This is a genomic window from Exiguobacterium algae, assembly GCF_018617875.1.
Lineage (GTDB): Bacteria > Bacillota > Bacilli > Exiguobacteriales > Exiguobacteriaceae > Exiguobacterium > Exiguobacterium algae.
On sequence record NZ_JACSKZ010000004.1, the window covers coordinates 65,086 to 86,093 of the forward strand.

Sequence of the window (21,008 nt, forward strand, 5' to 3'; positions counted from 1 at the left end):
TGAAGCAAAGAAAGCGATGACCTATATTTAATTAGGCCATCGCCGAACCGTGACGTCAATCTTGTTTAAAACGACGTTCCAGTTCTTTTAATTTTGCTTCAAAATCATCCTCATCTGATTCATCCGCTTGTTTTTCTGAAGCAGGTTCTTCCTTCTTCTCTTCATCTGTAAACGGATGTGACTGTGAAGCATTTTGACCGAAAATTTGGTCGAGTGCCCCTTTGAGTAAATCTAAATTCTCACGCATCGCAAACTCGTAACGTTTGTTCTGCATTTCATCCAGCTTCAATTTCATCTCAAGGGCTCGGCGTTCAAGGTCATCCAGCTCGCGTTCCCCTTCATCGATCAATCCTTCGAAGTAACGGTACTGTTCACCGTAATGTTTCGATTCTAAAGCCGCACGTTCCGCAAGCTTCTCTTCTCCCGCTTGTTTTGCGAGTTCTGTTTGCTCATAACGTTTATCCGCCATCTTCTTCGCTTCGTCTCGTTTTGACGCAAGTTCCGAAAGCAATGTACGTTGCCGTTCTACTAAGCGTTCAACGGAAAACGCTTCTTTTTCCGCGCCACGGATGTGACGGTTCAATTCAGCTTCTCCACTCGATCGCGGCATCTCTTTATCTTGGAACTTCTTCATTTCTTTTGAAATCTCTTTCGTTAACTCATTCGCTAATTCACGAAACTGATCAAACGGTGTCTTCATTATAGAATCCTCCTTATGAAATCTTAACGACGATTTACAAACTTCTGCCAAACTTGATCGAACTGTTGAAAGCTGCTGCGCCCTGCACGTGATCCGTCTGCATTCAAAATCTCGACGTCACGTTTTTCACCTGTATACATCATATACCCTTTGAACAACAACCATGCGACGACAATTCCAACGAGCGCCCAAATGTTCGAGAGCATCGTGGCAATCCCGATGATCGCCAGGATACCATAGACAATTTTAGCGCCGACATGTGTCACAGCCTTAAATCGAACTCCAGCCCAAAGTGTCAACAATGCCCCTAGTCCGAATAAGATCATATTCGGCAAAGAACCGAGCAACACGAGCACTAGCGCGACTGCGGCTATGATGAACAGCACCTTTTTCACTTGGTGATTCATCTGTCATCCCTCCTCGTTAAGTACACTCTAATCATAATACGTTATTTTTCATAGGTCGACGAGCGGAAGGCTTGTTTTGGCTCAGTCTGTAGACCGATATGTCAGCGGTTTCAAAAAGTGTGGTACACTCAGCTTATCGAACAATGAAAGGATGATGTTTTATGAGCAACTTGATGACTGTACACCACCTCATATCAGCGAACCGGAGGGCTGTCGTCCTCCAACATTAAAAGGAGGATTCTATTTGTTCCAACAAACTAAAACGGGACGTGTCACGGCACAGTTCCAACATCTTTATACGGTATCCATTGGAGAGAACGCTTATATGTGCGGAGTTTCCGGAAAGTTTCGGCATGACGCCGAAACTGAACGAGATTTTCCCGTCATCGGAGACTATGTCGAGTTTCAAATTCGCGAATACGATCAAGGGACGATTCACCGTCTTCTTGAGCGTCGGACGGTCCTTTCCCGGGCCGCCGCCGGCAACGAGACGCGCGAACAATTGATCTGCGCGAATGTCGACTACCTACTCATTACGATGGCTTGCGGACATGACTTCAACATGCGTCGCCTCGAGCGTTATACACTCGCCGCTTGGGATACCGGCGCCATCCCACTCATTATTTTAACGAAAGCAGACCAAACGGATGACATTGAGTCGCTCATAGAAGACGTCACCATGACCGCACCGGGAATTGACGTATTCGCCGTCAATTCCATCACGGGTGAAGGCGTCAATCACCTCCGTGCCTCCATCCCAAGCGAGAGTACGCTCGCACTCGTCGGCTCGTCAGGTGTCGGGAAATCCACATTGACGAACGCCCTGGCCATGAAGCCCTTGGCCGAGACACAGACCGTACGAGCGCAGGACGAGCGTGGAAAGCATACAACGACTCACCGGGAATTGTTCCAGATTGATGATTTTTATGTCATCGACACACCCGGAATGCGAGAATTCGGTCTATGGGACGGTGGTGACCATCTCGACGAGACGTTTCGTGATATCGAGACATTGGCCGCATCCTGCCGCTTCCGCGACTGTACCCACCTCAAAGAACCAGGCTGTGCCGTGCAACAGGCCATCACGGATGGAACGCTGGATGCCAAACGGTATGCCAACTATGTCAAACTCGAGCGAGAGTTAAAATATGTTGAAAAACGGCAAGCCGAGGCGACACGTCTTGCCGAGAAGAAAAAACGAAATCCTAAAACCGCATCGAAACGCACATAAACAAACAATCCAATTTAATCAGTTGAAGCCAGTTAAGGAGCTACGAATTTCCGTAGCTTCTTTTTTTATTCATCAATTGAATTTGACAGTTGCTCATTACAGGCATAATATTGCGTTATACAAATAAAGTTGCCTAAAGGAAACTTATTGGCTTACACACAAAAAAAGAAAGAAGGATCATGATGCTGAACGAAGCAATGACACATGATAGTCAACCATCTGTATTTAAAAAAATGAAAACATTACTCCCGTTTCTTGGTCCTGCCTTCGTCGCTTCTGTCGCCTATATCGACCCGGGGAACTATGCGACAAATATCGCCGCCGGTTCGCAATTTGGCTACTTGCTACTCTGGGTCATTTTACTCGCGAACTTGATGGCCGGTTTGATCCAGACGCTATCCGCAAAAATCGGCATCGCCACGGGGAAAAACTTGCCTGAAATTTGCCGAGACCGCTTCTCGAAGAAAACATCGATTTTCCTATGGATTCAGGCCGAATTGATGATTATGGCGACCGATCTCGCTGAGTTCGTCGGTGCCGCACTCGGAATCTATCTCGTATTTGACGTCACCCTCATTCAAGCAGCACTCCTTGCGGCGGCAGGTTCTTTCGCCATTTTAGAAGTACAGCGACGGGGATATCGTCCGCTTGAGACCATCGTGACCGGAATGCTGCTCGTCGTCGCACTGGCGTTCGCCGTGCAGACATTTAGTGCACATCCGGAAGCAAGACCCCTTTTGTCGGGATTATTGATTCCACGCTTTGACGGTTCTGAAAGTATTTTGTTAGCCGCCGGGATTTTAGGGGCGACGGTCATGCCTCACGCTATTTATCTGCATTCCGCATTGACGCAACGACGGATTGTCGGAAAGAACACAGCAGAACGAAAACGGATTATGAAGTTTGAACGAATCGATGTCACGATTGCGATGATTCTCGCTGGAGCCATCAACGCAAGCATGCTCATCATCGCTGCAGCGGTCTTCTATAAAAATGGTCTCATCGTCAGTGACCTCGAAATCGCACACCAACATTTTGAATCGTTCCTCGGTTCTCCGATTGCCTTACTGTTCGGCATCGGGCTGATGGTCGCCGGTCTTTCGAGTGCTTCCGTCGGGACGTTGGCCGGAGATGTCGTCATGCAAGGATATATTCGTAAGCACATTCCGATTTATTTACGCCGCGTCATCACGATGACACCGCCGTTATTACTGATTCTTTCAGGGATCAACCTCAGTAAAGCGCTCGTATGGAGTCAAGTCGTCCTGTCGTTCGGTATCGCGTTCGCGCTCGTCCCGCTACTCATGTTTACGAGCAACAAACAGTTGATGGGTAAACTCGTCAACCATCGCCTTACGACACTGATTGGATGGGTGATTACCGGAATCGTCATCGCGTTGAACCTCTTTTTGGTCGCGCAAACTTTCTTGTGATTTGTTCATTGAACTGACATGAAAATCCGGTCATAAGACTCGTAAGTAAGCGGTTTCTTCGTTACAATGAATTCGATTGTCAAAGACAAAATTGGATTCATTAGGGAGAGAAACATGAAGACATTGAATGAACGCGCTTTAGAGATGCATGCTTTACATCACGGAAAGCTGGAAACAACACCAAAAGTAAACGTCGATTCGAAAGAAGCACTCAGCCTCGCCTATTCACCAGGTGTCGCAGAGCCTTGTCGCCGGATTGCGGAAAATAAAGAACGCTCATATGATTACACACTCCGCGCCAATACGGTTGCTGTCGTTTCTGACGGGAGCGCCGTGCTCGGGCTTGGCAACATCGGACCCGAAGCGGCCCTTCCGGTCATGGAAGGAAAAGCTGTCCTCTTCAAAAGTTTCGCTGGTGTTGATGCGTTCCCGATCTGCTTGGACACCCATGACGTTGACGAGATTGTACGGACCGTCGAGCTACTTGCTCCGACATTTGGAGCTGTCAACTTGGAAGACATTAAAGCGCCAGAATGCTTTGAAATCGAAAATCGATTAAAGCAGTCGTTACCGATCCCCATTTTCCACGACGATCAACATGGAACGGCCATTGTCGTTTTGGCAGGTCTGGTGAATGCATTACGGTTGGTCAACAAAACAATGCCGGAGCTCCGCATTGTCATGAATGGTGCTGGCGCCGCCGGAATTGCCATCGCCAAGCTTCTCAAGCGATTCGGCGTCGAAGATCTCGTGATTTGTGATACGAAAGGTGCGATTTACGAAGGTCGTGTAGAGGGAATGAATCCTTTCAAAGAACAGATTGCCAAAGAGACCAACTCGAAGCGTCATGAAGGCTCCCTGGCCGACGTATTAGTGGACGCCGATGTGATGATTGGAGTCTCAGCAGCCGGTGCAGTCACTGAAGACATGGTACGGTCAATGGCTACCGATTCAATTATTTTCGCCCTTGCCAACCCGGTCCCTGAAATCATGCCGGACCTCGCCTTCTCTTCTGGTGCACGAATCGTGGCGACCGGACGCTCTGACTTTGCGAACCAGGTAAACAACGTCCTTGCCTTCCCGGGAATTTTCCGAGGAGCATTAGATGTACGTGCGACCGAAATCAATGATGAAATGAAAGAAGCGGCCGTCCATGCCATCGCCGATCTTTTGTCAGAACAAGATTTGGTGGAGGGCATCGTCATTCCAAGCCCATTCGATGAACGGGTTGCGCCAGCCGTCGCCATCGCAGTCGCAAAGACAGCCGTCGAGACGGGCGTTGCCCGACTCCCATTCAACCAGGAAGCCATTCATCGCCATGTGGTCGAGAAACATCTCTAAATCTATGAAAAAAGCGCAGACCCGCGGGTCTGCGCTTTCGTTTATACCGTTCCTTGCAAAATCCCTTCTGCCCACTCCACTTCTTCCGAAGTCGGTGGTTTTGTCCCTGCTAAAGGATAGTCGAGGCCGAGTGCCTCCCACTTATAAACACCCATCTCATGATAAGGCAAGATTTCTACCTTTTCCACATGGTTTAGCTTTTGAATAAATGCCGCCGTACGACGGAGGGCACCTTCTTCAAGTGTCCATCCCGGGACGAGGACGTGGCGAATCCACATTTTCGTTCCGCGCTCGGAAAGGTGTTCAGCAAGCGCGAGCGTGTTGGCATTGCTACGCCCAGTCAGTTTTTTGCACATGTCGTCATCGATATGTTTAATGTCGAGTAAGACAAGATCGGTATGATCTAATATCGCATCCAAGTTAGGAGGACGGAGGGCACCCGACGTGTCGACCGTCGTATGCAATCCATGCTTTTTCGCTTCACGAAGCAATGCTTCTAAAAACTCAGGTTGCGCAAGTGGGTCTCCACCTGAAATCGTGATGCCGCCGTTGGATGCTTCCATAAACGGACGATAACTGAGCGCTTCTTGAATGACATCCTCTGCCGAGCGATGATTATTCTTTTTGAAATCCCATGTGTCCGCATTATGGCAGTACAAGCAACGTAGTGCACAACCTTGTAAAAACACGATGAAGCGAATTCCCGGACCGTCAACCGTTCCGAACGATTCGACCGAGTGAACATATCCCATTGTCATCGAAATGACCTCCTAACGAATGAGCGGCCTTCCTTAGAAGGCCGCTAAGCCTTTACTTATAAAGAACCGTGGAACGTACGGTTAATAACATCGATTTGTTGTTCGCGAGTCAATTTGATGAAGTTGACTGCATAACCAGATACACGAATTGTGAGCTGTGGATATTTTTCTGGGTGATCCATCGCATCAAGGAGTGTTTCACGGTTGAACACGTTGACGTTCAAGTGATGTCCTTTATGCTCTCCGCTCATGTAACCATCAAGAAGTGCTGCCAAGTTGAGTTCACGTGCGACTTCTTCTTTACCGAGTGCTTTCGGTACGATTGAGAACGTGTATGAAATCCCGTCTTGTGCATCTTCAAACGGAAGCTTCGCAACAGATGAGAGCGATGCAGCAGCACCTTTCGTGTCTCGTCCATGCATTGGGTTCGCCCCTGGTGCAAATGGTTCGCCTGCACGACGTCCGTCAGGTGTGTTACCTGTCTTCTTACCGTAAACAACGTTTGAAGTGATCGTCAAAATCGATTGCGTGTGAAGTGAGTCACGGTAAGTTTTGTGTTTACGAACTTTCTCCATGAATGAACGAACAAGTTCTGCCGCGATCGAGTCGACACGGTCGTCGTTGTTACCGAATTTAGGGAAGTCGCCTTCAGTTTCAAAGTCAACTGCAATTCCTTCTTCATTGCGAATCGGTTTAACTGTCGCGTACTTGATTGCTGAGAGACTGTCTGCCGTTACAGAGAGACCGGCGATTCCACATGCCATCGTCCGTAAGATTTCCGGATCATGGAGAGCCATTTCAATTCGCTCGTATGCATATTTGTCATGCATGTAGTGAATGACGTTAAGTGTGTTGACATACAGTTCAGCCAACCAGTCAAGTGTACGGTCGAAGTCTGCATATACTTTTTCGTATGTGAGCACTTCTTCCGTGTTCATTTCCCAAGCAGGAGCAACCTGTGCACCACTCTTCTCGTCGCGACCACCGTTCATACTGTAAAGAAGGGCTTTCGCCATGTTTGCGCGCGCTCCGAAGAACTGCATTTGTTTACCTGTCTTCATTGGTGATACACAGCAAGCAATACTGTAGTCATCACCGAATTGTGGGCACATCAAGTCATCGTTTTCGTATTGGATCGCTGACGTCTCAATCGACATCTTCGCACAATATTGTTTGAACGACTCAGGAAGTTTTGTTGACCAAAGTACAGTCAAGTTCGGCTCTGGAGCAGGTCCGAGGTTTGAAAGCGAGTGGAGGAAACGGAACGAGTTTTTCGTAACGTTTGAGCGACCGTCTTCACTCATTCCACCGATTGACTCCGTTACCCATGTTGGGTCCCCAGAGAAGAGTTCATTGTAGTCAGGTGTACGCAAGAATTTGACGATCCGCAGCTTCATGATGAAGTGGTCGACGATCTCTTGTACTTCTGATTCGGTATAGCGACCTGATTCGATATCACGTTCAGCATAAATGTCGAGGAACGTCGATACGCGTCCGAGTGACATCGCTGCACCGTTTTGTTCTTTGATCGCTGCGAGGTATGCCAAGTAGACCCATTGGAACGCCTCTTGTGTATTTTCAGCCGGACGTCCGAGATCGAAGCCGTATGCTGCTCCAAGTTGTTTCAATTCTTGAAGGGCACGGAGTTGTTCATTCATTTCTTCACGGTCACGAATGTCTGATTCAGATAAGAATCCGCCTCGTTTTGCCAAGTCTTTTTTGCGCTCTGCAATCAGGAAGTCAATTCCGTAAAGTGCAACGCGACGATAGTCCCCGATGATCCGACCGCGACCGTATGCATCCGGAAGCCCTGTAATAATCCCTGATTTACGTGCTGCACGCATTTCTGGCGTGTATGCATCGAATACACCTTGGTTATGCGTCTTGCGGATATTTGAATAAATTTTTGTGATTTCGTCGTTTGGTTCGAAGCCGTATGATTCAAGCGCAGCGTCGACCATCCGAATTCCACCGTTCGGGTGAATCGAACGTTTGAATGGCTCGTCTGTTTGTACACCGACGATTTTCTCTAAATCTTTGTTTAAGTATCCCGGACCGTGTGAGACGATCGTAGATGGTGTGTTTTGGTCAACGTCCCAAACGCCACCGCGTTCACGCTCTTCTGATGTTAATTCCATGACGCGGTTCCAAAGAGTAGTCGTTGCTTCTGTCGGACCTGCCAAGAACGTATCGTCACCAGTGTACTCGTGACGGTTCAAACGGATAAATTCACTGACATTCACTTCATTTGCCCACTGACCAGGTACAAATCCTGACCAAGCTGATTTAATTTCGGTTGCCATGTTGGGTCACTCCTCGTTGTTGAAATAACTGCCTGCTTTCTATAATGTGAGTGTACGTGAAAACGTGAACAATTTGTTTTACATTCTTGTGAAACTTGTAACAATCTTATGAACGTTGCTCCAAAGCCGTTTTTGAAAGCGTTTTATAAACTGTTACATTCCACTACCGAGTAGAACTGAAACAGTTTTCCCGCATAGTAAAAGGGTTTTCGCTTACACTGTACTATCGCTTTCATTCTGTGACGAACTATACAGATTTAGCGGTGATATTTATCACAGAAATGGGATAGAACTTGAATTTTCAGCTTGTATCGAGCACAATGAAGGCAGAACAATGTATAAGAGGAAGGGGTTCTACCTATGACGTATGAACCATTGACAGTCAATCACACGTTGAAAGTCGGCGACCGGATCTCGCTTAAAGTAGAGGAAGCCGGTGAAAATCGTGACGGTTTTATCACAGAGTTTGAAGAGGATGGATTTTGGATTCGCTTTGACGACGACATCGAAAATGAGGATTTCATCGATTATCGTGATCAGTTGCTCGTCGCGCTCATCTCGCGCCCGATTGACGTGGCAACGACGTATCCGGAGCTGAAACCATTTGAACGCATGATGAAAGAATTACAGTACCGCGTCTATCAAGGGTTTACGATTGAAGGAGTCGAATTAACGGCGGAAGGTGCCGATGCGCACATCCAACTCGTTGAAGATGGTCAGACCTATACCCAGACGCTTCGTTCTTCGATGGAAGAAGACACAGAACATGTTCGCTATATTTGATGGAGGGAGCGCTTTCGCTTCCTTTGTTTTTGCTTAACGATAAGGAGAAATGATATGAACTTTACAAAACCTTTTATTAACGAAACGTGGGAACGGATGGGCTTCAAGGAACCGATGCCGGTTCAAAAAGAAGCATTCCCGCTCCTATTAGATGGAAAAGATGTGACGATTGAGGCACCGACCGGTACGGGGAAAACGCTCGCCTACCTGCTTCCGGCTATCGAGAAAATTGATCCGACGAACGACCGGATCCAAGTCGTCGTCGTCGCCCCGACACGGGAACTTGTCATGCAGATTCAGCAAGTCGCCCAGCGCTTCACAGAAAAAGGGGATGTCCGCATCGGCTCGTTCATCGGTGGCGTTGAATTGAAACGCCAAATCGACCGTTTGAAGAAAAAACCGCATCTGATTGTCGGCACACCGGGACGCCTTGTGGAACTGATTGACAAGAAGAAGTTAAAACTTCACGAGACGCACACTGTCATCTTAGATGAAGCCGATCAAATCATCGACAGCGGTTTGACGGATGCAGCCGAACGTATCATCAAACACACGGCGTTCGAGCGTCAACTCGCTCTCGTCTCGGCTACGTTGACTGATTCTTTAAAAGAATGGGCGACACCGTTCATGAACGACCCGGCCCATATTAAGATCGAACGTGCTGTCAGCGACCAAGTGACGTACGGATACTTGCTCACGACACGCCGCTATAAGCCGGAACTTCTGCGCCGTCTCTCGCACGTCGATGGTGTGAAGGCACTTGCATTCATCAACAACCGCTCGTTCTTGCCACCGCTCCGCGGAGAACTCGAGAAGTTGAAAGTGAACTACCGAATGCTTGACAGCTTGAAGGGAAAACGTGAGCGCGTTGAGACGCTTCGCGAGTTCCGCAAAGGAGAATATCCACTCCTGATTACGACCGGACTTGCTGCACGCGGACTTGATATTGAAGATGTGACGCACGTCGTCCATTTCGACTTACCAGAGTCAATCGATGACTTTATCCACCGTTCAGGTCGAACGGCTCGCGGAAATGCTGGAGGAACCGTTTTATCACTCGTCACGACAGACGACCTCCCGCACTTGAAGGGATTTGCACGTCAGCTCGGTGTCGAGCTAAAAGAACTTGAGATTTATCGTGGAGACGTGATCGAGAAACGCATCGAGGACAAACCTCCTGTTGTGAAACGACCAGCGAAACGAGGACCCCGCCGATGAAAAAAGACCGGAAAGTGATTCCATTCCCTTTGCTAGTCGAGGAGTCCGAATTGCTTGCCGAGCTAAAAAAGTTATACGAGCAAGCAGCACTCGCACGTAGCACACAATGGACGAACTATATTCAGGAAATCGCCTCTGAAGGAACGTGGCATTTAAAGGATGCCGAACTGTTTAGAGACTTATTCATCGACTGGGCTGTCTTCTTCGAGACGGATGAAGACGGTATGACGCCTCACGGTCGCTACTTGGCTGACCATAAAGGAGACATGTCACCTGCCCTATACCATGCGCTTCGCGGACTCGCCGTCCCGCGATGCAGCATTTACGAAGTGACGGAAGACGGACAGTTAAGAGACTGGGAGTCAAAAGAAACGTATTCGGTTCAACTGCCGGAAGTACGCGAGACCGGTGACCTCGTCCTCGGGAAGTTACTCGATATTCGGGGAAGCTGGCGTTTCGGCTCGGCGTTCCTCGCCTTACCTGCGAAGATGGCTGGAAATGTATCCGACTTATATATTGATTTCACCGATGAAGTCGGACCCGGTGCCTTCCTCGAACAATTCCCCGAGTTTTGCGCGGAATTGATCGATCTTTTACTTGATTTAGAAGAAGGCGTCATCATCCCGAAACCATCAAAATAAGCGAAGGGCCAAGTGCCCTTCGCTTATTTTATTATTTCCTCCACGTCTATAATCAGATTCGCATTTCTTTTAGGACAGGTGACTTTTTCATAGTATTCTTCCCCCGGCCAATAGCGTCGTCTGTATTTATCCAGCCGTTCCTCCATGTCCCCGATATACGTATCCCGCTGCAGGACTCTTTCATAACGCACTTCACGTGGACAGTCGAGGTACATCATGTAATCGAAATACGCACGCCATTCCGGACGTTGGAGAAAGATTCCTTCAATCACCACAATACTCTGTTTGGATACATCAACCAGTTGTTTCGTGATGACGTCTTGCTCCTTCGCATATTTCGGTAGGACTAACTGACTCTCCCCTTCATATAGAGGCTGAAATAGACCCGAAACCAATCCGGCTACATCCCACTGCATCTCGTAGTACTCCATTGCTTCCGGATGACCCGTCCCATATCGCTTCGATCGCTCGACGATGTAATCATCAATATGTAATATCACCAAATCGGGAAGTCTTGTTAATTCGGACATGAATGTTGTCTTCCCCGCCCCGCTCAAACCGTCAACGCCGACAATGAACGGACGATGCGGCTGATGCGCTTGATAGGCGTTCAAAATTTTCGTTTGGTATGGATTCAACTCATCCCCTCCCTCCTCTATTATGAACGGAAACATAAGAAAAAGTCAGTCTCCCGAAGAGACTGACTTTCATCAATTACCAGAGTACCCAACCTCGAGCTCCTGGAGGTGCACTTTCAATCAAGTGCCAGATTGGAACAGTGTAAGCAAACGCAATCAAGACGAATGTCACTGTAATCCAAAGCTTCCAGTTTTCGAAGTAACGCGGTGTTTCCATTGCTGCTTCTTCCGTTTCCGCAAGCGGGAATTCTTCTTCCCCTTTCGGAGCGAGGAATGAAAGGTTGAACATCGAGTAGACAAAGATGAGGACCGAGATGAAGAGAATCGTTCCACCGATCGCCATCATGATGTGGTAAGGAATCCATTCACGTGTCAACGCATCTGAGAAGTATGTTGCAGGACCCGTACGACGCGGGTTCCCGTTCAAGCCTGAGATGTGCATCGCATAAGACATGATGGCCATACCGAACGCCCAAGTTCCGGCCTGAACCAAACCAAGCTTATTCATCGCTTTCGTTAACGTACGTCCACGAAGCGTAGGAACGAGCCAGTACGCCGTACCGAAGAATGTCAACGCGACCGCTGTACCAACAGTGATGTGGAAGTGACCTGTGACCCAAAGCGTGTTGTGAACCATCGCGTTCAATTGGTGAGACGCGTTAATGATCCCGCCCGCACCGGCAGGAATGAAGAACAGCATCCCGATGAACGGTGCGAGGAAGCGAACGTCACCATACGGCATTTTCTTCACCCATCCGAACAATCCTTTTGCTCCAAGCGCACGTCCACGAAGTTCGAACGTCGCGAAGAGGGAGAAGGCAGTCATGAACGATGGAATGACGACCAAGAACGTCAAAATAACTTGAACGAACTTCCAGAACGGCTCAATCCCTGGCTCTGTCAACTGGTGGTGGAAACCAACCGGGAATGAGAAGAGCAAGAACAATAAGAACGCCATACGTGCGAGTGCATCTGAGAAGATTTTACCCCCGATGACTTTTGGCACGACTGTATACCAGACGATATAAGCAGGCATTAGCCAGAAGTATACGAGCGGGTGACCGAAGTACCAGAACAATGTACGTGATAACTCGATTCCAACTGTATCTGTCCAGCCGAGCGAGAGCGGTAAGAGCTGGAAGAGAATTGTTGCAGCGACACCGAGTGTTGCAATATCCCAAAGGAGCATTGTCATGATACTCATGTATGCCGGAAGTGGCGGATGAACACCTGGGTTTTCACGCTTATAGTCTGCATACATACGGAACATCGCAAATGATGACAACCATGTTCCGACGACAAAGAGAACAAGTCCGACGTAGAAAATCGGATCCGCCATGAGCGGTGCGTAGAACGTATAAAGAACTGTCCCTTTGTTCGCAAGTACCATGACTGTAACGAGAACCGCACCTAAAATCATTGTCCAGAAACCTAACCATCCGACTCGTGTCGGGAACGCTTCAAAGCGACCAAATGATTTAGCGAGCAACGCGAAAAGCAAACCGATGATAAACATTGTTGTGAACACGATTCCTAACATGATTCCGTGTGCAGTCAACAGCTGATAATATCCAAAAATCTCCGGGATGACACCCGTACGAATCAATGTTTGCGTCAATCCAGCTAACGCGCCAATCAAGATTGCGAGAACTGAAACGAAGACGTGACTGTAAGCCAAACGTGCTTCTTTCGCACCGATGCTCGGGACCGGAACGCCGCGTTCCATCTCCCATTGCTTCATTTTAGAAGATACGTCATTCATTTAGTCCACCACCTTAATTTTAGTCGACATCATGTGATGTCCTGATCCGCAGTATTCGTTACAAAGAATCAAGAATTCTCCTGATTCTTCAAATGTATAAGTAAGCGAGTTGATATGTCCTGGGACGACCATCATGTTCACAGGGGTCCCTGTCAATTGGAATCCATGGACAACGTCAGGTGACGTCACGAGGAACGTCACTTTTGCTCCTTTTGGAATTTCGACATTTCCTGGAGTAAAAGTAAACGCTTGAGCAATCATGACGAGCTCGTATTCATTGTCCCCGATTTGGTGAAGTCCAGGGTTATCGAATGGTGCCGTTTGATGTACTTTCGCCGGATCAATCAAATCCGCGTCTGACGCCGGTTGATTCCCTGCCGCGAAAGCGGAGACACCGAGTACAGTCAGGAAGACTGCGAGTAATATAATTCCGAATGTTAGCCAATACTTTTCAAGTTTATGAATATGCACTACGAGACACTCCTTTCCGTTTCATTATCGTGTGACGAATAGATAAAAGACTGAAGACCACATGGCGATGATCACGCCCGCAATAATCATGACCGACGTAAACGTTCCTTTTAAACTCGGTTCTTGTCCATCTTTCTTTTCCACGTGAAAGACCCCTTTCGCTTTAATTTCCATCTTTATTGTATGCAATCGCTCAGGTGATAATATGTGATATTTATCACTCCAAAAGTGACAATCACATCGAATTTGCGAAGTTTCAACACATAAAGTTCACATTTAGGGGATGAAGACACACAAATAAAAAAACCACCTGATTCCAAGTGGTTTAAAGGCGACATATTCCTGCGGGACATCCTTCACAGTGGCAAAGTTCTTTTAAGAAATCGACGTCGTGAATGATGATTGACTTCGGTGTCGTCGTTACGATGCCGTCTTTTCGCCATTGACTGATCAAACGGTTCACCGTTTCACGCGGCGCCCCGATCAATTGTCCGAGCTCTCCATCTGACGGGTGTCGGGGAATCACAATCGTCCCGTCTTCTTCAACCCCGTGCATGGCTGCCATGCGAAGCAGCGTCGATGCAAGCGCTCCTGGCTTCCCGTACAACAACAGATCCCGTACTTTCATTTCAGAATGCTTCCGCATCATCGATGTCCAGCGCAAGATTTCACCTGCAAAGCGAATGTCACGTTGCATAAGTGATTCGAGTTCTCGCTTCGAAATGGTCCCAATCATGCTGTCTTCCGTCGTTTCGATACTATATGAACTCGGGAACGTCTCGACGATGTCAAATTCACCGAAGAAGTCATCTTCTCCATACAAAAACATGACAAGCGGATTGCCTTTCTTCGTAATTTTCGTGAATTTCACAGATCCGCTCTTCAAGTAGAAGAACTTCTCACACTTTTCACCTTCCCAGCAAACGATACTGGCTTTTGGGTGGTGTTGGATCGTCATCATCTCAAGCAGTAATTGTTTTGTCTCGTCTGAAAAGACGAAGCTGTTCGGCTGGGTCGTTCCACATTGCATTGACATAGGTCGGTGCTCCCTCCACATTTCATTCGTACGTTCCAATTATGACTTTATTATACAGGAGTGTGACGATGCGTATCACAAAAGTATGTGACATTTCAAACAATCTTCTAATTTACAATAAAAAAGATACGCGTCACATGACAGCGTATCCTGAAATTGAATCTTTATCGTTGAATCAGTCGAATGATTTTTTCAGTACCCTTGAAATTCGGATAACGGACCGGCAAGTCAAAAGCGGTCGTGTTTCGTAAAATCGACTTGGCATGGCTGAACGTTTCAAAGCTATAACGGCCGTGATACGCCCCCATCCCGCTCTCACCGACTCCACCAAACGGCAAGTTCGGATTGGTCAAATGCATGATGACGTCATTCACACATCCTCCGCCGAAAGTTAGATGTTTCATCACGAGCCTTTCGACTTCTTTCGATGCCGTGAATAAATAGAGGGCAAGCGGATGCGGTCGATCTGAAATAAATTCAATCACTTCATCCAATTGACGATACGGGATGACCGGCAAAATCGGACCAAAGATTTCATCTTTCATCACGTTTGCGTCTCCCTGAATGTTCGTCATCACGGTAGGGGCCATCTTCAACGTTTCGCGATCTGTATCGCCACCGAAGAAGAGGTCTCCTTCTTCTAAATAACTCGTCAAGCGGTCAAAATGTGCCTCATTGACGATTCGCGTGAACCGTTTTGTTCCGACGCCGTTACCGAACATCGCAAATGCTTCTTTTTTGATTGCTTCAAGAAATGCTTCTTGTTGTGACTCATGGATGAGCACATAGTCAGGCGCGACACACGTCTGTCCGGCATTCATCCATTTCCCCCACGCAATCCGTTTCGCCGCAATGGAAAGATCGGCATCCGCATGGACGATGACGGGCGACTTTCCTCCAAGCTCTAACGTGACAGGCGTCAAATGCTCCGCCGCGGCTTTATTCACGATGCGCCCGACTTGTGTTGACCCCGTGAAAAAGATATAGTCCCATTTTTGAGCGAGGAGTTCTTCGGCCGTCTCCTTGTCTCCTTCTACACTGACCACATACCGGTCGGCAAACGCCCGCTCCAATATTTTAGTGAGCACTGCCGCTACATGAGGCGTTAATTCGGATGGTTTCACGACCGCCGTATTCCCCGCCGCGATGGCTCCAATCAGAGGCGCGACCGCAAGTTGAAACGGATAGTTCCATGGTGCAAGAATCAACACTGTCCCGTATGGATCGTATTGTATTTCACTCTTCATTCCAAGATGAATTGCAGTCCCACGTACTCGTTTCGGACGCATCCAACGCTTTAGTTCTCGTTTCGTACGAGTGATCTCATCGTAGATGAATCCAATTTCTGTCGTGAAGGCATCCAGTTCTGATTTATTTAAATCCTTGTGTAATGCCTCAATCAACTCCACCTCATAATGCTGGATGGACTCTTTTAAAAACGTCAACATGCTTAATCGAAAAGCAAGTGATTTGGTTGCTTGTGTTTTGAAAAAACGACGTTGTTTTTGGACGAGTTCTTCAATCGTCAATTGTTCAATCGGTGCCAGCATGAACGTTCCTCCTTTTGAATCACGTTAACCTCATCTTACCATTTTTGTGATTTCATATCCCGAGAAAACGCTTCCCTCATTAGCTTGCGCTGAGTGACATCAAAAAAAATCCCCACGGATTTGTTCCGTGGGGACCGTTCTGATTAATTTGTCACTTCTACTGCTGTATCGAGCGCGACGCGAATCATTTCATCGAACGTTGTTTGACGTTCTTCCGCTGACGTCTCTTCGCCAGTCAACAAGTGGTCTGAGATTGTAAGAATCGTCAAGGCGTTGACCTTGTGTTTAGCCGCAAGTGTGTAAAGACCCGCTGCTTCCATTTCGATTGCGAGGCAACCGAAGTCCGCCCACTTCTTGAAGTGGTGGAAGTCATCTTGGTAGAATTGGTCAGCCGTGAAGATTTGACCGACTTTTACCGGGATGCCCGCTTTCTCGGCGTTCATATACGCACGATGTAGGAGGTCGAACGTCGCTGTCGGTGCATAATCCATTCCGTTGAAACGAACACGGTTTTGTGCGATTTCACTTGAAGCGCTCATCGCGATGACAACATCACGCACTTTGACATCTTCCTGAATTCCACCGGCCGTACCGACGCGGATCAAGTTTTTCGCTCCGTAAGACATGATCAATTCGTTCACGTAGATCGACATTGACGGAACACCCATACCTGTACCTTGTACCGAGATCCGTTTTCCTTTATACGTTCCTGTGAAACCGTACATGCCTCGTACTTCGTTATATAACTCGACATCTTCCAAAAACGTCTCTGCGATATACTTCGCGCGGAGCGGATCTCCCGGAAGTAATACCGTTTCTGCAATTTGTCCTTCTTGAGCTCCAATGTGTACACTCATGATTGAATTCCTCCTTTAAGCTTGTCGTTGATACTGTTCCCGATATTCATTCGGAGTAACACCGACCTGTTTTTTAAAGACTTTCCGGAAATATTTATCATCCGAAAAGCCGACTGCTTGGGCGACTTCATAAATGCGCTGTCTACTCGACTCCAACAATCGTTTTGCTTCACACATCCGAATCGTGAGCAAGTATTCGGAAAGGTTGACCCCATATTGTTGTTTGAATCGCCGTGAAATATACTCACGACTTAAGTAAAAGCGTTCACTCATGCCTTGCAGACTGAGTTCTTCCGCATAATGTTGCTCGATATACGTCCCAATCTGAAGGATCGGGTCCGTCTCGGTCTCTTCCGGCTCAACATCCGCAAGAGCCCGTTCCAATGTATCGTTCAACATGTCTGGGTCAATCGGTTTCAATAAGTAATCAAAGCTGCCGAGTTGGATGGCTCGACGCATGTATGAATACTCATCATATCCCGTTAGGACGACGAGCTTCGTTGCTGAAGCTTGCTGATGAACCCATTCCATCAGCTCAATCCCATTACATTGCGGCATTTGAATGTCAGTCAATACGAGAGAAGGTCGCTCTTGTTCAATGAGCCGTTTCGCTTCATCCCCATTTTGCGCTTCCAAAAGACACGTCACACCGAGTTTGTCCCATTCTCCTAACAGTTTGACCGCGTCTCTTACCGGTGATTCATCATCGACGATTAACACTTTCGTCACGACGCCTCCACCTCACTAACTGCCGGGAAGCGCATTAAAATGCGAAATCCGCCCGTTTCAGGTGTAGCCAACATAAATTCTGCCTCCCGATTATAGTTTAACATGAGACGGTCTCGAATGTTCTTTAATCCTGTACCTTCCGTCTCATAAATTGATGACGTTTGATTTTCGATACGCGACACAATATTTTGCAGTTCTTCTTGCGTCACATGCCGTCCGCTGTTCTCGCAATGAATGAACAGAGACGTGCCTTCTTTCCATACATTTAACATAAAATGATTCGCCAGCATCGACCCATCTCGTTCAAATCCGTGCTTAAAGAAATTTTCTGCGAGCGGCTGTAAAATCATCTTCGGTACGATGACATCATGCAGCGCTTCAGGTACGTTCAAGTCGACTTGGAACTGCCCAGGAAAACGAACATCCTGTAAATGAATATACGACTTCAAATGATCCACTTCTCGTTTGAGCGAAACCATCGATTCCTCAGGGTGCATCGTGTAGCGCATCATCGAAGAGAGTTGTGCAATGAGTCGATAGACGGTCTTCCCATCGCCTTTTAAGGCCAATGTTCCAATTGATTGCAGGGCGTTAAACAAGAAATGCGGGTTCGTTTGTGCCTGCAAGGCGCGAAGTTCATTTGTTCGATTCTCAAGTGCCAACTTATATTCACGTTGAATCAGGTCGTCGATTCGTTCAATCATTCGTTTAAATTGTCTGCCTAACACGCCAAACTCATCATTTCCCAGGGAATCAAAAGATACCGTCATGTCCCCTTGTTCGATTCGCCAAATATTGGACGTCAACGTTTTGATTGGAGTCGTCAAGCGCATCGATGCATACGTCGCTCCAATCAAGGCAAGAATGAGCGACACGATCCCGACGATCAAAATGATAAAGGCTGTTCGTGAAGCCGGTTCCGTTAATAATCGGTCGGGAATGGATTTCCCGACGTAGAACTGTTGATTATCAAATTCGAACGTTTTGACGATCCGATGATACTTTCCGTCACTTGACATCGAAAACGGTGCAATCGTATCGGGGATTTCTCCGTCCCCTAAATGTGCAAAAACACGCTGGTCACTGCCCAAAAACCAGAGGTCCTCATCCGGATTATTTTGGAGGGACGCCAGTTGCCCGAGGAAAAGTGCCTCCGGTATATCAATCGAAAGAATGGCGAGCGGCTCATCCGTCTCGATTTTGTCTAGACGAAAATGTAGTGTGACGACATCTTCTTCCGAAACGATTGGTCCGAAATCATGATAGGGAACCAAAGAATGGGAGGCTTCGAGCAGCACCCGACTGGTTTTATCACGGAGCAGCTGCTGTTGAATGGCACTCGGCTCTTTTTTCGACCGTGGTGACACTTTCATTTTATAGGCTGCAAAAGAATCCATATCTTCTAACATCAGGAGTTGAATTTGCGTCACATCTTCCCGGGAGAGATACATCCCGAGAAGCGCACGGCGTACTTCGATTTCCGTTTGTTGCAACGACAAGCCCGGACCGTACTCTAAAATATCGAGTACGTCACGGTTGGCATAGAGACTCGTCGGCAGGCGACTCAAATCGGAAATATACCGTTCCATTTGACGTGTCCCCCGTTCGAGCGACCACTCCGTCAATTCCAATCCACGCTCCCGCTCCTGATCCTGCACATACCAAAACGACACAATTGTGGCCAAGATGACGGGGACGATAATCGTCAGCGCAATCATTCCCGTCAATTTCGTCCGAATACTGTTCACCGTCATCCCTCCTACTTGGATTAGTATATCACGATTCGTGCAAACGCTTGCAGAACTTTTAAAAAAAATCCTTGCCTATACGACATAGGCAAGGAACATGCTTTTATTCGTAAGAGTTAATCAAATCAATCACACGCCGACTTACTCCTGATTCTCTCGCAACGTCTGCCGGCATCATGCCTTCTTCGTTTTTAATGGTGACGTCGGCACCATTCTCTAACAGCATTTGTACTGTTTCATAGCTGACATTTTCATTGTACAGAAGGTTATGCAGTGGCGTATCGCCGTAGCTATCCTGCATATTCACATCCGCACCAGCCAACAACTCTGCTTCGATTTCTTCGTAACTCGCATTATCATACGTGAGTTCTTGAAGTGGTTCGTCCGTCCATTCACTTTCCCATTCATCCGAAAACTCTTCACCCACCGCTGCTGAAGCAAAATCCGTCAACTCATCATCAAGCAAGAGAACTGCAATCAATCCTCCGTAAATAGCAAGTTGGAAAGCAAGGATTCCAATGATCGAAGCTTTTACATACCCTGCAGTTTTAAAAGCCGGGACGTTTTCTTCATTCGCGTGAGATGCAATCGCTGCGATTCGCTTCGGAAGCGTCGGATGAGTTGAGATAAGTTGGCTATACGTCGCAATAAAGCCGTTTTCCCGGCTCGCTTCTTGAAGATAGTCAAATTCATCCACTTCTTTCGCAAGCGTGCCTCCAACAGCCAAGACAGTTAGCGCGCGCTTTGCCGCCTCAAAATCCTGAATATAGTGGGCCGCCATGTGGTCACAAGTATACTCACAAGCTCGAGAGTACGCCGCTCCTAAAAACGGGATAAACCTTCCTAGTAAAACAAGCCATTGCTTTTGGACATGGTGACGTTGAATATGCGCCAACTCGTGCGCAATCACAAATTCAACTTCTTTGGATTGTCCATTGCGAGACAACTCAACGATATCGGAATATAAAATGACCATATTTTTTTGAAAGAATCGTGTAGCAAACGCGTTCAATAAGCCACCTGCTTGCAGGATATACACTTCAGGTAATAAACGAATTCCCATTTCTGCACCGACACGCTGATACGTTTCGTGGAGATCAGAAAATTGATATCTCGTCACTTTCACCCCGTTCGTTCGGATGTAACCGATTTGAACCCAGTGAGCGAAAACAGACATCATCACAATGGAACCGACGATCCATAAAAATAATCCGAACGAGACGATTGTCAAAATGATTCCAATTAAGACCATTAAGACGCTCACAGCAATCAATACGTTAAACAGCAGTTTTTCACGTTTATGTACCAAGTTTGAATGATTCATGTAAGATTCTCCTTCATTTTCCAAATGTCAGTCTTAATTATACAGGTAAAACAGTAATAAACAACGAAAAAAATAGAA

20 protein-coding genes are annotated in these 21,008 nt (G+C 47.3%); 6 read left to right on the plus strand and 14 right to left on the minus strand.

Annotated elements, in window-relative coordinates; genetic code table 11:
* Positions 1-55: 55 nt before the first annotated feature.
* Both KNP03_RS10460 and KNP03_RS10465 read right to left on the minus strand, forming a co-directional pair.
* Positions 56-700: a PspA/IM30 family protein gene (locus KNP03_RS10460; RefSeq protein WP_214829079.1), complete on the minus strand. Its 645-nt coding sequence runs from the start codon at positions 698-700 to the stop codon at positions 56-58.
* A gap of 23 nt (positions 701-723) precedes the next feature.
* The gene (locus KNP03_RS10465; protein WP_214829080.1) at positions 724-1,107 is read right to left on the minus strand and encodes a lmo0954 family membrane protein; all 384 of its coding nucleotides are present in this window, start codon (positions 1,105-1,107) and stop codon (positions 724-726) included.
* 244 nt (positions 1,108-1,351) lie between these two features.
* On the opposite strand from KNP03_RS10465, the gene rsgA reads away from it, so the two are divergent.
* The 3 genes from rsgA (at position 1,352) to KNP03_RS10480 (ending at position 5,112) form a co-directional block, all read left to right on the plus strand.
* Positions 1,352-2,338: a ribosome small subunit-dependent GTPase A gene (gene rsgA / locus KNP03_RS10470; protein ID WP_214829081.1), complete on the plus strand. Its 987-nt coding sequence runs from the start codon at positions 1,352-1,354 to the stop codon at positions 2,336-2,338.
* A 179-nt stretch (positions 2,339-2,517) separates the two neighbouring features.
* The gene (locus KNP03_RS10475; protein ID WP_214829082.1) at positions 2,518-3,771 is read left to right on the plus strand and encodes an Nramp family divalent metal transporter; all 1,254 of its coding nucleotides are present in this window, start codon (positions 2,518-2,520) and stop codon (positions 3,769-3,771) included.
* A gap of 114 nt (positions 3,772-3,885) precedes the next feature.
* Positions 3,886-5,112: an NAD(P)-dependent malic enzyme gene (locus KNP03_RS10480; protein ID WP_214829084.1), complete on the plus strand. Its 1,227-nt coding sequence runs from the start codon at positions 3,886-3,888 to the stop codon at positions 5,110-5,112.
* 41 nt (positions 5,113-5,153) lie between these two features.
* Here the strand turns inward: KNP03_RS10480 and pflA are convergent, their stop codons facing one another.
* Positions 5,154-5,870, minus strand: coding sequence for a pyruvate formate-lyase-activating protein (gene pflA / locus KNP03_RS10485; RefSeq protein WP_214829087.1), 717 nt, complete (start codon positions 5,868-5,870; stop codon positions 5,154-5,156).
* 56 nt (positions 5,871-5,926) lie between these two features.
* Entirely contained in the window at positions 5,927-8,173 is a 2,247-nt protein-coding gene (gene pflB / locus KNP03_RS10490; RefSeq protein WP_214829089.1) for a formate C-acetyltransferase, read from the minus strand.
* Between the two features lie 360 nt (positions 8,174-8,533).
* Here pflB and KNP03_RS10495 point away from each other — a divergent pair, with 360 nt between their 5' ends.
* The 3 genes from KNP03_RS10495 to KNP03_RS10505 are packed head-to-tail and all read left to right on the plus strand — an operon-like array spanning position 8,534 to position 10,815.
* A complete protein-coding gene (locus KNP03_RS10495) occupies positions 8,534-8,956 on the plus strand; it encodes a hypothetical protein (protein ID WP_214829091.1) in 423 nt (140 codons plus the stop codon).
* A 54-nt stretch (positions 8,957-9,010) separates the two neighbouring features.
* Positions 9,011-10,174: a DEAD/DEAH box helicase gene (locus tag KNP03_RS10500; RefSeq protein ID WP_214829093.1), complete on the plus strand. Its 1,164-nt coding sequence runs from the start codon at positions 9,011-9,013 to the stop codon at positions 10,172-10,174.
* Positions 10,171-10,815, plus strand: coding sequence for a hypothetical protein (locus tag KNP03_RS10505; protein WP_214829095.1), 645 nt, complete (start codon positions 10,171-10,173; stop codon positions 10,813-10,815). Before KNP03_RS10500 ends, KNP03_RS10505 begins: the two co-directional genes overlap by 4 nt.
* Before the next feature lie 23 nt (positions 10,816-10,838).
* On the opposite strand, the gene KNP03_RS10510 is transcribed toward KNP03_RS10505, so the two are convergent.
* From KNP03_RS10510 to KNP03_RS10555, 10 genes are all read right to left on the minus strand, one after another.
* Complete coding sequence (locus KNP03_RS10510) at positions 10,839-11,453, minus strand: kinase (RefSeq protein WP_240544574.1); 615 nt, start codon at positions 11,451-11,453, stop codon at positions 10,839-10,841.
* A gap of 76 nt (positions 11,454-11,529) precedes the next feature.
* Positions 11,530-13,215 (minus strand): b(o/a)3-type cytochrome-c oxidase subunit 1, encoded by a 1,686-nt coding sequence (locus KNP03_RS10515; protein WP_214829099.1) that lies wholly within the window; start codon positions 13,213-13,215, stop codon positions 11,530-11,532.
* Positions 13,216-13,686 (minus strand): cytochrome c oxidase subunit II, encoded by a 471-nt coding sequence (locus KNP03_RS10520; RefSeq protein WP_214829101.1) that lies wholly within the window; start codon positions 13,684-13,686, stop codon positions 13,216-13,218.
* Between the two features lie 24 nt (positions 13,687-13,710).
* A complete protein-coding gene (locus KNP03_RS10525; RefSeq protein WP_338082729.1) occupies positions 13,711-13,830 on the minus strand; it encodes a cytochrome c oxidase subunit 2A in 120 nt (39 codons plus the stop codon).
* A 181-nt stretch (positions 13,831-14,011) separates the two neighbouring features.
* Positions 14,012-14,722: a Crp/Fnr family transcriptional regulator gene (locus KNP03_RS10530; RefSeq protein ID WP_214829103.1), complete on the minus strand. Its 711-nt coding sequence runs from the start codon at positions 14,720-14,722 to the stop codon at positions 14,012-14,014.
* Positions 14,723-14,886: 164 nt separating this feature from the next.
* The gene (locus tag KNP03_RS10535) at positions 14,887-16,272 is read right to left on the minus strand and encodes an aldehyde dehydrogenase (protein ID WP_214829105.1); all 1,386 of its coding nucleotides are present in this window, start codon (positions 16,270-16,272) and stop codon (positions 14,887-14,889) included.
* Positions 16,273-16,415: 143 nt separating this feature from the next.
* A complete protein-coding gene (gene deoD, locus KNP03_RS10540) occupies positions 16,416-17,129 on the minus strand; it encodes a purine-nucleoside phosphorylase (protein WP_214829107.1) in 714 nt (237 codons plus the stop codon).
* Between the two features lie 15 nt (positions 17,130-17,144).
* On the minus strand, positions 17,145-17,858 hold the full coding sequence (locus KNP03_RS13610; protein WP_214829109.1) for a response regulator: 714 nt from the start codon (positions 17,856-17,858) through the stop codon (positions 17,145-17,147).
* Positions 17,855-19,612, minus strand: a complete 1,758-nt coding sequence (locus KNP03_RS10550; protein WP_214829111.1) for a sensor histidine kinase — start codon at positions 19,610-19,612, stop codon at positions 17,855-17,857. Before KNP03_RS10550 ends, KNP03_RS13610 begins: the two co-directional genes overlap by 4 nt.
* A gap of 97 nt (positions 19,613-19,709) precedes the next feature.
* Positions 19,710-20,930, minus strand: coding sequence for a M48 family metallopeptidase (locus KNP03_RS10555; protein ID WP_214829113.1), 1,221 nt, complete (start codon positions 20,928-20,930; stop codon positions 19,710-19,712).
* Between the last annotated feature and the right edge of the window lie 78 nt (positions 20,931-21,008).

Coding starts and splice junctions, on each gene's coding strand:
- pflA (WP_214829087.1), bottom strand. CDS start 5,870: ATGACAATGGGATATGTTCACTCGGTCGAATCGTTCGGAACGGTTGAC.
- KNP03_RS10475 (WP_214829082.1), top strand. CDS start 2,518: ATGATGCTGAACGAAGCAATGACACATGATAGTCAACCATCTGTATTT.
- KNP03_RS10495 (WP_214829091.1), top strand. CDS start 8,534: ATGACGTATGAACCATTGACAGTCAATCACACGTTGAAAGTCGGCGAC.
- KNP03_RS10460 (WP_214829079.1), bottom strand. CDS start 700: ATGAAGACACCGTTTGATCAGTTTCGTGAATTAGCGAATGAGTTAACG.
- KNP03_RS10530 (WP_214829103.1), bottom strand. CDS start 14,722: ATGTCAATGCAATGTGGAACGACCCAGCCGAACAGCTTCGTCTTTTCA.
- pflB (WP_214829089.1), bottom strand. CDS start 8,173: ATGGCAACCGAAATTAAATCAGCTTGGTCAGGATTTGTACCTGGTCAG.
- KNP03_RS10515 (WP_214829099.1), bottom strand. CDS start 13,215: ATGAATGACGTATCTTCTAAAATGAAGCAATGGGAGATGGAACGCGGC.
- KNP03_RS10500 (WP_214829093.1), top strand. CDS start 9,011: ATGAACTTTACAAAACCTTTTATTAACGAAACGTGGGAACGGATGGGC.
- KNP03_RS10505 (WP_214829095.1), top strand. CDS start 10,171: ATGAAAAAAGACCGGAAAGTGATTCCATTCCCTTTGCTAGTCGAGGAG.
- KNP03_RS10480 (WP_214829084.1), top strand. CDS start 3,886: ATGAAGACATTGAATGAACGCGCTTTAGAGATGCATGCTTTACATCAC.
- KNP03_RS10535 (WP_214829105.1), bottom strand. CDS start 16,272: ATGCTGGCACCGATTGAACAATTGACGATTGAAGAACTCGTCCAAAAA.
- KNP03_RS10550 (WP_214829111.1), bottom strand. CDS start 19,612: ATGACGGTGAACAGTATTCGGACGAAATTGACGGGAATGATTGCGCTG.
- KNP03_RS10465 (WP_214829080.1), bottom strand. CDS start 1,107: ATGAATCACCAAGTGAAAAAGGTGCTGTTCATCATAGCCGCAGTCGCG.
- KNP03_RS10555 (WP_214829113.1), bottom strand. CDS start 20,930: ATGAATCATTCAAACTTGGTACATAAACGTGAAAAACTGCTGTTTAAC.
- deoD (WP_214829107.1), bottom strand. CDS start 17,129: ATGAGTGTACACATTGGAGCTCAAGAAGGACAAATTGCAGAAACGGTA.